Below are 13,013 nucleotides of genomic sequence, written 5' to 3'. Positions count from 1 at the left end.
TTTCCGCAGGTGGGACACGATGCGGGAGGGTTCCCCGGATGCGACACGCCAGTTGACGCAAAGAGACCCATGTCTCACTTACGCATAAGCGGACATAGGTCCCTGAACTACCCCGATTTTTGAGGCATTTTTAGTCGGTTATCAGACTGCCCTCATGTGGCCTTCACATCGAGATCGAGGCTCTGGCCAGGGAGGATGAGGTCCGGGTCGGCGCCGACGGCAGCCTTGTTGGCCTCGTAGAGCGCGGGCCAGCCACCGGGGATGTTCTGTGCATCAGCAATCGACCAGAGGTTGTCGCCGACATGGACGGTGTACGTGCCGTCGGCGGGCGTGTCGGCCGTGTCGCGCGCGTCGTTGCCGCCGCGCGAGGCATGACGGCCCGCCTCGCGGCCGCCGTCCGTGCCGCCGTCCGTGCCGCCGCCCTTCTCCGCGGCCGGCGCGCCGCGGTGCTTGCCGCCGGACGCGTCGGGCGAGCCGGAGGCGTCGCCGGGCGCCCCGGAGGGGGCGTCGGGGGACGGGGTGGTCGAGGCCGAGGGCTTCGGGGCCGGCGAGGTCTTCCCTGACGGCTCGTCGGTCTTCTCCGAGCCGTCGGCGCCGTCCACGGCGTCCGTGCCGTCGGAGGCGTCGTCGGAGGCGCTGTCGGACGGTGTGGCGTCGTCGGACGGGTCCGCCGACGTGCCGTCGGACGGCTTCGCGCTCCCGGTCGGGTCGTCGGTGGGCACGGAGCCCGGATCCACCCCGGGCAGCGTCCCGTCCACGGCGAGGCCGGAGATGACCGCACAGCTGGGCCAGGCCTTCGGGCCCCGGTCGTCCAGCACCTTCTCGGCCACCGCTATCTGCTGCGCCCGGCTGGCGAGGTCGGCGCGCTCCGCGTACGCCTCACCGCCGTACGCCTTCCAGGTCTCCTGCGAGAACTGGAGGCCGCCGTAGAAGCCGTTGCCGAGGTCGGCGCTCCACATGCCGCCGCTCTCGCACTCGGCCACCCGGTCCCAGGTCTGGGCGTCGGCCGCGTGCGCACCGGACGCGCCGAGCAGCGGGATGGCGATGGCCGATCCGGTCACGCCCGCGGCGACGACGATGGCGGGTGCCTGACGGGGGCGACGGTGTCTGCCGTTCGCGGAGCCCATGGGGTTGCCTTCCGGGTAGCTGACAGGTGACTGGTGAGTCGAACGGTGAACCTAGCCGGGTTCGAACGGGAGTCACAAGTCGATGCAGCGCAGATCACGTGAAAGTCACAGAGTTGACAGGGTGTCACTTTCTGCGTGGGCGGGCCCCGGGGTGAACTCCACGGGAAGCGTGCGAAGTCCGCGCATGATGAGCCCGCCACGCCACCGCAAATCGGTGGGTTCCACCGCAAGCCGCAGGTCCGGAAGGCGGTTCAGCAGCGTGGCGAGCGCGGTCCGTCCCTCCAGCCGGGCGAGCGGCGCTCCCAGGCAGTAGTGGATGCCATGCCCGTATCCGAGGTGCTGATTGTCACGCCGCGCGAGGTCGAGCGTGTCGGGGTCCTCGAAGCGCTCCGGGTCGCGGTCGGCCGCGGCGAGCACCACGAGTACGGGGTCCCCGGCGGCGATGTCCTGTCCGCCGAGCGTCAGCGGCTCGGTGGCGAACCGCCAGGTGGCCAGCTCCACCGGGCCGTCGTAGCGCAGCAGTTCCTCGATGCCGGTCTCCAGCAGCCCGCTCTGCCCCTCATCCAGGGAGTGCTGGAGCCGTTCGCGCTGACCGGGGTCGCGCAGCAGCGCGTAGACGCCGTTCCCGATCAGGTTGACCGTCGTCTCGAATCCGGCGAACAGCAGGATGAAGGCCATGGCGGCGGCCTCGTTCTCGGTGAGGTGCTCGCCATGGTCGCTGGCCCGGATCAGCCCGGAGATCAGGTCGTCCCCGGGGTTCTCCCGCTTGCGGTGGATCAGTTCGGCGAGATAGCCGCGCATCTTCTTCACCGACCTGGCCACCCCGCCGCGCGGGCCGCCGCCGTGCCGGATCATCATGCCCGCCCAGTCCCGGAAGTCGTCCTGGTCCTCGCGCGGAACGCCCAGCAGGTCGCAGATCGCGTAGATGGGGAGCGGGAAGGCGAAGTCGTGGATGAGGTCCGCCTTGCCCTCCGCGACGAAGCGGTCGATGAGGCGGTCCGTCAGTTCCTGTACGCGCGGTGCGAACTCGGCGACCCTGCGCGGGGTGAACGCCTTGGAGACGAGGCGGCGCAGCCGGGTGTGGTCCGGCGGGTCGATGTTCAGCAGATGCGTCATCAGCTCCGCCTTGCGCTCGCCCGGGATGCCCGTCTTCCCCTTGGCGTGCGCGGGCCCGGCGTGGTGCGCCGGGTTCTTGGAGAGCCGGGTGTCGGCGAGCGCCTGCCGCGCGTCCTCGTACCGGGTCACCAGCCACGCCTCGACGCCGCTGGGCAGCGTGGTCCGGTGCACGGGGCTGTGCTCCCGCAGCCAGGCGTACGCCGGGTACGGGTCGGTGGCGAACTCCCAGGTGAAGAGTTCGGGGGCGCCGACGGGGCAGGCGGCGGGCTGATCGGCGGGACTGTCGGCGGGGTTGTCGGCGGGGCTGTGGTTCACCCCCCGACGTTATCCGCCGCCCCCGGACGCCGGGCAACGCCCTCCGGCGTCAGGCATTGCCCTCCGGCGTCACCCGTTGCCCTCCGCCGCCCGGATGGCGTCCCGGTAGGCGCGGCCCGCTGCCCGCAGGGCGGCCTCGGGGTCGATGCCGTCCTGCTCGGCGCGTACGGCGAGGGCGAGCAGTTCGTAACCGATGCCGTCGCCCGTGGGGAGCGGCACGTCGAGCTTCGCGGTACGGACCCGGCCGGCCAGCTTCGCCGCCAGCGCCAGGCCGGGCTGGCCGAGCGGGACCCCGTCGGTGACCGAGTCGCGCTGCTTCTCGATGGCCTTGGTGCGCAGCCAGTGCGCGTGCACGTCCTCCGGGGTCTCGGCGCTCTCGTCGCCGAAGACGTGCGGGTGGCGGTGGATCAGCTTCTCGACGAGGGTCGCGGCCACGTCGTCGACGGAGAACGGCTCCTGCTCGTCCTCCTCCGCGATCCTGGCGTGGAAGACGACCTGGAGGAGCACGTCGCCGAGTTCCTCGCGCAGCTCGTCGCGGTCGCCGTCCTCGATCGCCTCGACGAGTTCGTACGCCTCCTCGATGGCGTACTTGGCGAGGCCCTCGTGGGTCTTCTGCGAGGTCCACGGGCATTCGAGCCTGATCCGGTCCATGACCTGGACCAGATCGAGGAGCCGGGCACCCGGCAGGTCGTACGACCCGGGCAGCAGCTCCAGGTCCGGCATCCGCACCCGGCCCGAACCGGCGAGCCGGGCGAGCCCGTCGGTCAGCGGCTGGTTCCCCTCGCCGCCCGCGAGGACGACGACGGACCGGCCGCCCGCACAGGCGTCGACGAGCTCCTGCGCGGTGGGCGCGGAGTGCTCGACGGTGACGCCCGCCTCGCGCAGATACGGCAGCTGCGGGTGGTCCGGCTCGGCGCAGAGCACCCGGTCCGCGGCGTGCAGCGTCTGCCAGGCGGGCCAGGACAGGAGTCCGGGCGCGACGCGGTGGCTGGCGGTGAGCAGGACGATACGGCCGGGGTCTTCAGCGTTCACCGTTCGAATCTACCCCGGTCGCACCGGCCGCCCCCGCCGCGGCCGGTCAGGCCCCGGTCTCGGCTGCCGCGCCGGCCGGCTTGGTGACCCGGTTGATCCAGGGGGCCTTGTAGTCGGCGAGCTGGGTCTGCTTGTTGTCCCAGCTGCCGTAGCGCGGATTGACGTCGACCCGCAGGGCCTTCGACGCCTTGCCGAGCGCCTCGCCGACGGCCTGCTGGCCGGCGGGCTGCTGGAGGTCGGCGCCGAGCGCCTGGGCCAGCTTGGTCAGCTGGACCTGCTCGCGCAGGACGGCGTCGATCTGGTCGGGGGCGACCCAGCTCTGCTGGAGCATCGCCGTGCGCAGCCGCTCCTCCCCGCCGGACTGGGCGGCCGCCGCCTTGCGCATCTGCTGGATCTCGTTGCGGTTGACGGACACGCCCGCGTCCTGGGCGGCCCGGTCCAGGACCCGGTCGAAGATCAGGCCGTGCAGCTTGGCCCGGCTGAGCTGTCCGGACTTGTCGATGAGCTGGGCGGCGTCCTTCGAATCGCGCTGCGCCTCGCGTACGGCGGCCACCTGGCCCTGCAGCGTGGAGATCTCGATCCGGTCCCCGCCGACGACGGCCGCGGCACCCGGGTGGGACTCGCTGCCGCAGGCGGTCAGGAGTGGGGCGGCGGCGAGCAGGGCGGCGGAGACGGTGAGCGCGGTGCGACGGCGGCGGTGCAAAGGAACCTCCCGGGGAGAGTTTGTGCATCAGTGCACAAGACCTTGCGGTGATCGATGTTAGGCAGTGGACACGGCTGGGGCCACCGATTCGGCCAACGATTCGGGAGGAGTTGGGGATGTGGGCCCGACCGGGACGGCCCGAGCCGTCCCGGCGGGGCTCAGGGCACGCGTTCGGCCGCCGGGGCCGGGGTGTCCGGCCGGAGCATGATCGTGCGCGAGACGACGAAGGTGATCGGGATCGCCGCCGCGGCCGCGACCAGCGGCGCGTACCGGCTGCTGAACCCGGCGAGGCCGACCAGCAGATAGACGCCGCCGGTCGTGATGGCGAAGTTGGCGGCGTTGGTGAGCGGGAAGAGCAGGAACTTCCGCCAGGTGGGCCGGGTCCGGTAGGTGAACCAGGAGTTCAGGAAGAAGGACCCGATCATGCTCAGTACGAAGGCGATCACATGGGCGGCGATGTAGGGCAGCCACATCAGCAGGACGAGATAGCAGCCGTAGTACGTGCCGGTGTTCACCACTCCCACGAGGGCGAATCGGGCCATCTGTGCGGTGACCGTCATCGGCGTACGAACTCCTGGGGTTCCCGTATCTGTCGCAACGCCTCGGTGTTCGTGGCCTTGACCAGGAAGTGCGGGCGCCGCTTCACCTCGTAGTAGATGCGGCCGACGTACTCGCCGACCACTCCCACCATCACCATCTGGACCCCGGCGAGTGCGGTGACCACGACGATGAGGGTGACGTAGCCGGGGGTGTCCACCCCCTGCACCAGGGCGACGCCGACGATCCACGCAGCATAGGCGAAGGCCACCGACAGCAGCAGCATGCCGAGGTAGAGCGCGGCGCGCAGTGGTTTGTTGTTGAAGGACAGCAGTCCGTCGAGACCGTAATTGAGCAGCTTTCCGAAGGTCCAGGCGGAACTGCCCTGTTCACGGACGGCATTCTCGTAGGAGAAGGTCGTCGTGCGGAATCCCACCCAGGCGAAAAGGCCCTTGGAGAACCGGTTGTATTCGGTGAGTTCCAGTACCGCGTCGACGGTGCGGCGGGAGAGCAGCCGGAAGTCCCCGACGCCGTCGACCAGCTCCACGTCCACCAGCCGGTTGATCAGCCAGTAGTAGGCGCGGGCGCTGAGCGTGCGGGTGACCCGGTCGCCCTTGCGGGTGCGGCGGGCGATCACCTGGTCGTAGCCCTGCGCGTGTTCCTCCAGCATCCGGCCCACGAGCTCGGGCGGGTGCTGGAGGTCGGCGTCCATGATGACGACGGCGTCGCCCTCGGCGTGCTGGAGGCCGGCCAGCATGGCGGCCTCCTTGCCGAAGTTCCGGCTGAAGGAGACATAGCGGACCCGCGGGTCGGCCGCGGCCAGTTCCTGGAGGATCACCAGGGTCCGGTCCGCACTGCCGTCGTCGACGAAGACCAGCTGGAATTCATGTCCCAGCCCGGCCATTTCGTCCGTGACGCGTTCATGGAAGCGTTCGAGGATCTCTTCCTCGTTGAAACAAGGCACCACCAGCGAGATCAGCACGGAAGTACATCAGCCCGGCCAGATGTCGGAACTCGATGCAGCACGTGACCGGTGGGCGTCCATTGCGTGAACTGACCCAATTCGGCCCGGGGTTGAGCGTTCGAAGCTGGCATATTCCTGCGTATGCCGACTTCCCGCCCCCGCCTGTGCGCGGGCTCGCTCGCCGCGCTGCTCACCGTCGCCGCGGTCTGCGCGGGTGACGCCGTCGCGCGGGTCTTCCCGTTCGGGCCTCACACGCGCAGCGTCAACGACCTGGGCAATCAGTTCGTGCCGTTCCACGCCCGGCTGTGGGACCTGCTGCACGGGAACGCGGACGGCGGGCTGCTGCTCAACTGGTCCTCCGGGTACGGGACGAGCTTCCTGCCGGATCTCGGCACCTATCTGACCAGCCCGTTCGCCCTGCTCGTCGGGGTGTTCCCGCGCGACCGGATCGATCTCGCGGTCTATGTGGTGACGGTCCTGAAGATGGCGTCGGCGGCGGCGCTGATGACGCTGTTCCTGCTGACGGTCCGCGGCGGGCGCTGGTGGGCGGCCGGGACGCTCGGTGCCTCGTACGCGCTGTGCGGCTGGTCGGTCGCCGAGGCCTCGTACAACCCGATGTGGCTGGACGGGCTGGTCGCGCTGCCGCTGCTCTGCCTGGTCGCGGAGTGGGCGCGTACGGGACGGCACCGGATCGCCGGGCCGCTGCTCGTCGCGGTGGTGTGGGCGGCGAACTTCTACACCGCGTACATGGCGACGCTCGGTGCCGCCCTGGTGCTGGCCGCCCGGCTCTTCACCGAGCGGGACGACCGGCGGGCGGTGGTGCGGGGGATGGTGCGGGCCGTCTGCACGGTCGGGGTGGGGATCGGGCTCTCGGCGCCCGTGCTGCTCCCCGTCTACCTGGGCACCAAGCACGCCTACCCGGGCTGGGACCGTGCGTTCGCGCCGGCGGCCTGGCCCGATGTGCTCGCCCGGCTGCTGCCGGCCACGTACAGCTTCTTCACCCCGGCCCTCTTCCTCGGCACCGGCACCCTGCTGCTGGCCTGTGTGCTGGCCTTCCAGCGGTCCGTGCCGGGGCGTGAGCGGTGGACGTGGGTGGGGCTGGTCGCGGGCGTCGCGCTGTCGTTGCAGTGGGAGCCGACGCATCTGCTGTGGCACGCCTTCGCCACGCCCAACGGCAGCCCGTACCGGCAGACCTTCGTGCTGGCCGGGCTGGTGGTGATCGCCGCCTGGGTGTCCGTCTCGTACGGCCGGCCGGAGCGGCGGGCGCTGCTCGGCGGGGGCGCGGTCCTGGTGCTGCTGGCGGCCGGGGCGGGCTTCAGCGACCTGGTCACCGGGTGGACGTATCCGCTGTTCGGGGTGGGTCTGGTGGCCGCGGCCTGCGCCCTGGTGCTGGTCGGGCGGGGCCGCAGGCTCGCGGCACTGGCCGCCGTGCTGCTGATCGGCGCACAGGCCGGGCAGGCCGCCGCGAGCACCGCGTACTTCGACCGGGAGCGGCTGAACCGGCTCGACGACTACGCGCCCTGGGGCGAACGGCAGCGGACCCAGGCGGCCATGGTGGCGGGCGCCGACGGCTGGCCGGGCTATCGCACGGACCCCGGCCGTGAGCAGACCACCGCCAACGATCCGCTGCTGGTGGGCGGGCAGGGCAGCCAGTACTACAGCAGCCACACGCCCGCCGTGCTGACCCGCACGATGCGCGCGCTCGGCGGCGGGTGGACGTCCAACGGCCGGGCCGTGCAGAGCCTCGACAACCCGGTCACGGACGCGGTCTTCTCGGTCGGCGCGCGGGTGCGCGGGCCGCGCGATCCGCACCAGGGGGCCGGGCGCACGGGCATGGGCGGTACGGACGACCGGCCGGTGACGGTGAGCCGTGCCGAAGCCCCGCCGCTGGTGACGGTGCGCGGGCCGGGCGGGCCGGTGCCGTACGGCCGTTCGCCGTTCCGGAACCAGGAACAGCTGCTCGGCTCGCGGGTCTACACGGTCCCGACGACGGTTCTGAAGAGGGCGGACGGCGGCGCGGTGGCCGACAAGGGGGCGTACGACTACCGGGTGGGGCGCGGCACGTACACGCTGACCGCCGCCTGCCCGGCGGGCACCGAGGCGTATCTGTGGTCGCCCGACATGTTCGGCTGGGCACGGCTGGGCGAGGGCCCGGAGGTGGAGTTCAAGGGGCAGCTGCCGGCCAGGCGGGCCGCGATGCACCACCTGGGCAAGGTCGGCGGGGCCGGGAGCGTGCGGGTCACGCTGACCCCGGTGCGTGCCGGGACCGTGCCGCATCGGGCGGTCGGCTGTCTGGACGGGGCCCGGCTGGACTCGGCGGTCGCCGGGCTGAAGCGCACCGGCGCGAGCGCCGTGCACGTCACCGATCACGGCGTGCGCGCCGAGCTGCCGCCCGGCACCACCGGAACGGTCGTGCTCGCGGCGCCCCGCATCGCGGGCTGGAGCTGCCAGGGCCGTCCCGCCGACAGCTATCTGGGCCTGGTCGCCACCCCGGCACCGGCCCGGGGCGGATCCGTCGACTGCACGTTCCGGCCCCCGGGGCTGCGGGCGGGTGCGGTGGCCGGGGCGGGCGCGCTGGCCGTTCTCGTACTCGGCGGGCTGGCGCTCGGGTACCGGCGGCGGAGGTCGGAGGCCGGGCGGCCCGGGCCCGACCGGCCGGGACAGCACGCCGGGGTGCCGGAGACCGTGGGGGTCTGACCGGGGCCGGTCCGGCGGTCAACCGCCCCGCACCTCCACCTGGCGGTCGAGCCTGCGGCGCAGCTCCGCCGGCAGCGGATGGTGCGGCCCGTAGGCCCGCTCGGCGTCGTACAGCAGCGCCTGGAGCTGGACCCGGGCGGTCACGTGGTCGCCGAGCGCGAGGAGCAGATGCGCGATGCGGTTGCGGATCTCGAAGGAGCGGGCCGGGTCGCCGCCCGTGGCGCGGTGGTTCTCGAAGTACGGGAGGACCTCGCGGTACTCGGCGAGCGCGGCGGCCGGTTCGCCGAGCTGTTCCAGGCACTGGGCGGCGTCGTGGCGGAACTGGAGGGTCTGCGGGTCGGCCGGGCCCGCCTCCGCCGCGCGGTCGTCGGCGAGGCGGCGCAGCTCGGGCAGGGCGCGGCGGTACTGGCCGTCGTCCATCAGCGTCGCCGCGTACTGCTTGCGCAGGATGCGGACCACGGCGGAGTCCTCGCCGTGCTGTTCGGCGGCGACCGGGAGGATCGAACCGAGGATGTCCACGGCCTGGGTGATCCGGCCCTCGCCGAGCAGCTTCTTGACGTCGTCGACGGCGGCGGCCACATCGGGCCGGGCGGCTGCGGGCGCGGGCCGGCCCGGTGGCGGGGACGGGGGCTGCGGCCGGGTGGCGGTGCGGTCGGGCCACGGGGCGTGCGGGCGCAGGAAAGGACGGGTCGGATCGAGCGGTCCGACAGGGAGCCCGGTGCCCGGCGAGGGAAGCAGCGGGGCGAGGTGTTCGTACACCTCCTGGGCGCCGGACGGGCGGTGCTGCGGGTCCTTGGCGAGCAGCCGCAGCACCAGCGCTTCGAGCGGCTCGGGGATGTCGGGCCTGATCCGGCGGACCGGGACCGGCGGCTCGTGGAGGTGGCGGTGGAGCACGCCGAGGGCGGTGGTCCCGGCGAACGGCACTTCTCCGCTGAGCAGTTCGTGCAGGAGCACGCCGAGGGCGTACAGATCGGTGTACGGGCCGACGGCGCCGCCCATCGCCTGCTCGGGGGCCATGTAGGCCGGGGAGCCGATCGGTGAACCGGTGTGGGTGAGCCGGGTGGTGTCGGTGTCCAGGACGGAGGCGACGCCCAGATCGAGAACGGTCACGGTGCCGTCCGGACGCACCATCACATTGCGGGGCTTGAGGTCGCGGTGGACGATCGGCACCGCGTGCACGGCGCACAGGACGGCGCAGAGCTGGGCGGCGACCGCGACGGACCACTGCCAGGGGTACGGGTCGTGCTCGGCGAGATGGTCGGAGAGGTCGGCGCCCTCCACGTACTGCATGACGAGGAACAGGTCGTCGCCGTCGCTGCCCGCGTCGTGGACGGTGACCAGGCCCGGGTGGTCGACCTGGGCGGTGACCCGGCACTCGCGGACGAAGCGGCGGCGCAGCTCGTCCGCGGCCTCGCTGTCGATGGGGCCGGTGACCCGGTCGGGGCGGAGCAGCTTCACCGCGACGCGGCGGTCCAGGCGCTGGTCGTAGGCCGTCCAGACCTGACCCATGCCGCCCTGGCCGAGGACGGTCGCCAGTTGGTACCGACCGCCGATGAGACGCCCGTTCACCGGCCCTCCTCCTTGCGGAGGTAGTCGCTCAACTCGTCCAGCTCGGCTCGGACCTGGTCGATGCGCTGGGGGTGGGGGTGCGGCTGGGGCGAGGGGGCCGGTTGGGGCTGCTGCTGGGGCGCGGCGGGCGGCTGCTGTGCGGGCATGGCCGGAGGTGACGGGACGGGCGTGGGAGCGGGCGTGGGAGCGGTCATGGGCATGTGCACGGGTGCGGGTGCGGGTGCAGGTGAGGGTACGGGCGCGGGTGCGGGCATTTGCGTCGGCACCGTGGGCGCGTACTGGTACCCGTACCCGTATCCCGGCACCGGCGGGGCGGCCGCGTAGCCGCCCGTCGGGTGCGGCTTCGTCAGCCGTTCGTAGTGGCGGATGTCCCCGACCAGGTAGTACGCGAACGAGCCCAGCATCGCCACCAGCAGCAGCGGGATCAGGACGTTGTCGATGCCGCTCGGCTCGTCGTTGCCGTCCCTGCCGAGGATCGGCAGGAGCACGCAGACGAACACGAACCCGGCCCCGGTCAGCCACCAGTCGGACGCCCGGCGGCGCACGATCGCGAGCCGGAGCAGCGGGCTCCACAGCAGCAGCCCGACCGAGCCCACCGAGAGCACGCCGAACAGCACGCGCATCGAGACGATCCAGGCCCGGCTGGGAACCCGGCGCGGCGGCGTCGGCGGATGACCCGGGGCGTACATGGCTGCTCCTGGAGACCTGGTCGTTGAACATCCGCGCACACGCTCCGTGTGCGCAGATCCGAGCGTAAAGGGCGACACCGACAACCGGCCCCGGGTTGTACGGAACCGTTGTGGTTCACCTCACTTCGGGGCGACCGTGCCGTCCGTCAGTCCGTCGTACATCCCCTGTACGAGCTGTCCGCCGAGCCGGCCGGCCAGCCTGAGGGCGTCCTCGAACTCGGCCAGGGCCCGGAACCGTTCCCCGTACCGCTGCTGCTCCGCGAGCGGCAGCCGGGGCAGTTGGAGGCGGCGGGCGTCCAGCCGGGTGGCGGTGGAGGCGTAGCTGCTGGCCTGGCGGTTGTTGGCGGTGCCGCGCAGGAAGCCGGCCAGGAACCAGGGGTCGAGGGCGGCCGGATCGGGGCGCAGCAGCTGGAGGTTGCGGCCGAGCGCGGCGCCCGCGGTGGCGTCGTCGATGACGCGGGCGGCGGAGCCGCCGCCGAGGACGGGGACGACGACATCGCCGGGTTCGACGAGGACCGGTTCCTCGGAGGGCCCGTCGGTGGGCAGGCTTCCCGAAGGGGCGGTGGAGCCCAGGACGTCGTGTTCGGTGAGCACGGGCCCCGGGCCGGTGCCGGAGCCGCCGGTGCGGAGCTGGAGGGCGCCGGCGCGGGCGAGTTCGCCGACGGTGGTCAGGGGCCAGTGGGCCGGGTCGGAGAGGGTCACGGCGGGCGGGGTGAGGGCGCCGGTGCGGCCGAGCGTCTCGGCGAGCCGTTCCCGTACCCGGATCAGCTCGCCGGGTCCGCCCGCGGCGGCCGGGGGAGGCAGATGGCGGGCGGGGGCCAGGTCCACGTCGTCGTCGAGGAGTTCGATGACGGGTACGGCGCGGCCGGCGCCGGGGCGGTCCCCGGCCGGGGCGGAGCCCTCGAAGGACTGCCAGGCGTCGAGCACGGCGCGGCGGACCGCCTGCCAGTCGAGCCGGTCGCGCCCGCCGGTCGCGGAAGGCTGCCCTCCCGAGGCCGGTTCGGCGGGTTCCGCGGTGTCGACCAGCAGCAGTTCGGGCGAGGGGTGCGCCCCGCTGCCGGGCTTGCGGAGCACCCAGAGGTGGAGCGGGATGCCGTACGGGGGCGCGGCGCCGGCCGGGAGCGCGATGACGGCGCGCAGGGCGCCGCGGCGCAGCAGATCGGCGCGGATCCGGCGGCCGGAGCGGCGCGAGGCGGCGGCCGGGGGCATCAGCAGCACGGCGGTGCCGCCCTCGCGCAGATGGGCCAGGGCGTGCTGGACCCAGGCGAGTTCGGACTCGGTACGGGCCGGGAAGCCGTACTCCCAGCGCGGGTCGTAGGCGAGTTCGTCGTGGCCCCAGTTGCGTTCGTTGAACGGCGGGTGGCAGAGCACGGCGTCGGCGGCGAGCTGCGGGAAGGCGTCGGCGCGCAGGGTGTCGGCGGTCCGTGCCGCCAGGGCGCAGCCGGTGTCGGTGTGCAGGGCGAGCCTCAGCGCGGTGAGCGCGGCGAGGTCGGGGTCGGTCTCCTGGGCGTACAGGGCGGCGGGGTCGGCGACGGCGCGCAGCAGGGCGCCGGTGCCCGCGGCCGGGTCGAGGACCGTGCGGGCGGGCCGCTCCCCCGCCTCCACCAGGGCGGCCATCAGTTCGGCGAGTCCGGGCGGGGTGAGCGTGTACTGGCGCGGGTTGGCGTCCAGCTGACGGCCGAGCAGGAACTCGAAGGTCTCCCCGGCCCCGGTCCCGGCGGCGAGTTCCGCGACGGCACGGAGCAGCGGTACGGACGGGAGCAGTTCGGTGCCGCTCGGGGTGTGAACGGCCCGGCCGTCTTCCGCCGCCGGTCCGAATCGGGCGGTGAGTGCCTTGTCGAGGGCGAGGGACAGCACGTCGGCCATCCGTTCGTCGGGCGCGGCGGCGATCTCCGGCCAGGTCTTGGGAGCGGTCCGCAGGAGCAGCAGGGCGCAGCCCGTGTGGACCAGGGCGGGGACCGCGCCGGCCGGGTGCCCGGCGACCTGCTGCCAGACCCGTTCGCGCAGCGGGACCTCGGCGAGTTTCCCCTGGTCGCGAAGCCACTGCTCGACCGCGGGGAGCGCGAAGGACGGGCTCGTCTCGGTGCCGCCGACGGGCTTGGGGAAGTCGGCGTGGCGGCGGCGCCAGTTGCTGACCGCGGCACGTCCCACCCCAGCCAGCCGTGCGATCCCGGCCGCGGTCACCTCTGTCGAGTTCTCCGGCACTGACTGTCTCCCTGGGCCTGGTCCTGGCACTCGTCCCGGTACTGCTTGTCGGCGAGCAT

General features: G+C 73.0%; 10 protein-coding genes. 1 reads left to right on the top strand and 9 read right to left on the bottom strand.

Annotated features, from left to right (window positions below):
- Positions 1-152 precede the first annotated feature (152 nt).
- The 6 genes from ABZ622_RS13245 to ABZ622_RS13220 form a co-directional block, all read right to left on the bottom strand.
- A complete protein-coding gene (locus ABZ622_RS13245) occupies positions 153-1,127 on the bottom strand; it encodes a transglycosylase family protein (protein WP_360542479.1) in 975 nt (324 codons plus the stop codon).
- A 105-nt stretch (positions 1,128-1,232) separates the two neighbouring features.
- Positions 1,233-2,558 (bottom strand): cytochrome P450, encoded by a 1,326-nt coding sequence (locus ABZ622_RS13240; RefSeq protein WP_360542477.1) that lies wholly within the window; start codon positions 2,556-2,558, stop codon positions 1,233-1,235.
- A gap of 69 nt (positions 2,559-2,627) precedes the next feature.
- A complete protein-coding gene (locus ABZ622_RS13235) occupies positions 2,628-3,590 on the bottom strand; it encodes a nucleoside triphosphate pyrophosphohydrolase (protein ID WP_360542475.1) in 963 nt (320 codons plus the stop codon).
- Between the two features lie 46 nt (positions 3,591-3,636).
- Positions 3,637-4,293, bottom strand: coding sequence for a SurA N-terminal domain-containing protein (locus ABZ622_RS13230; protein WP_360542473.1), 657 nt, complete (start codon positions 4,291-4,293; stop codon positions 3,637-3,639).
- A gap of 158 nt (positions 4,294-4,451) precedes the next feature.
- On the bottom strand, positions 4,452-4,853 hold the full coding sequence (locus ABZ622_RS13225; RefSeq protein ID WP_360542471.1) for a GtrA family protein: 402 nt from the start codon (positions 4,851-4,853) through the stop codon (positions 4,452-4,454).
- Positions 4,850-5,812, bottom strand: coding sequence for a glycosyltransferase family 2 protein (locus tag ABZ622_RS13220; RefSeq protein WP_360542469.1), 963 nt, complete (start codon positions 5,810-5,812; stop codon positions 4,850-4,852). The genes ABZ622_RS13225 and ABZ622_RS13220 overlap by 4 nt, the downstream gene beginning before the upstream one ends.
- A 123-nt stretch (positions 5,813-5,935) precedes the next feature.
- Here ABZ622_RS13220 and ABZ622_RS13215 point away from each other — a divergent pair, with 123 nt between their 5' ends.
- The gene (locus ABZ622_RS13215; protein WP_360542467.1) at positions 5,936-8,491 is read left to right on the top strand and encodes a YfhO family protein; all 2,556 of its coding nucleotides are present in this window, start codon (positions 5,936-5,938) and stop codon (positions 8,489-8,491) included.
- A gap of 18 nt (positions 8,492-8,509) precedes the next feature.
- On the opposite strand, the gene ABZ622_RS13210 is transcribed toward ABZ622_RS13215, so the two are convergent.
- The 3 genes from ABZ622_RS13210 to ABZ622_RS13200 form a co-directional block, all read right to left on the bottom strand.
- Positions 8,510-10,060 carry a serine/threonine-protein kinase gene (locus tag ABZ622_RS13210; protein ID WP_360542465.1) on the bottom strand — a complete coding sequence of 517 codons (1,551 nt, stop codon included), beginning with the start codon at positions 10,058-10,060 and terminating at the stop codon, positions 8,510-8,512.
- Entirely contained in the window at positions 10,057-10,749 is a 693-nt protein-coding gene (locus tag ABZ622_RS13205; protein ID WP_360542463.1) for a hypothetical protein, read from the bottom strand. Before ABZ622_RS13205 ends, ABZ622_RS13210 begins: the two co-directional genes overlap by 4 nt.
- 120 nt (positions 10,750-10,869) lie before the next feature.
- A complete protein-coding gene (locus tag ABZ622_RS13200) occupies positions 10,870-12,954 on the bottom strand; it encodes an N-6 DNA methylase (protein ID WP_360542461.1) in 2,085 nt (694 codons plus the stop codon).
- Between the last annotated feature and the right edge of the window lie 59 nt (positions 12,955-13,013).

This window comes from Streptomyces sp. NPDC007164, assembly GCF_040634135.1.
Lineage (GTDB): Bacteria > Actinomycetota > Actinomycetes > Streptomycetales > Streptomycetaceae > Streptomyces > Streptomyces sanglieri.
The sequence above is the reverse complement of the archived record's forward strand: the minus strand, read 5'-3'. Positions and strand labels throughout refer to the sequence as shown.

Coding starts and splice junctions, on each gene's coding strand:
- ABZ622_RS13225 (WP_360542471.1), bottom strand. CDS start 4,853: ATGACGGTCACCGCACAGATGGCCCGATTCGCCCTCGTGGGAGTGGTG.
- ABZ622_RS13215 (WP_360542467.1), top strand. CDS start 5,936: ATGCCGACTTCCCGCCCCCGCCTGTGCGCGGGCTCGCTCGCCGCGCTG.
- ABZ622_RS13205 (WP_360542463.1), bottom strand. CDS start 10,749: ATGTACGCCCCGGGTCATCCGCCGACGCCGCCGCGCCGGGTTCCCAGC.
- ABZ622_RS13245 (WP_360542479.1), bottom strand. CDS start 1,127: ATGGGCTCCGCGAACGGCAGACACCGTCGCCCCCGTCAGGCACCCGCC.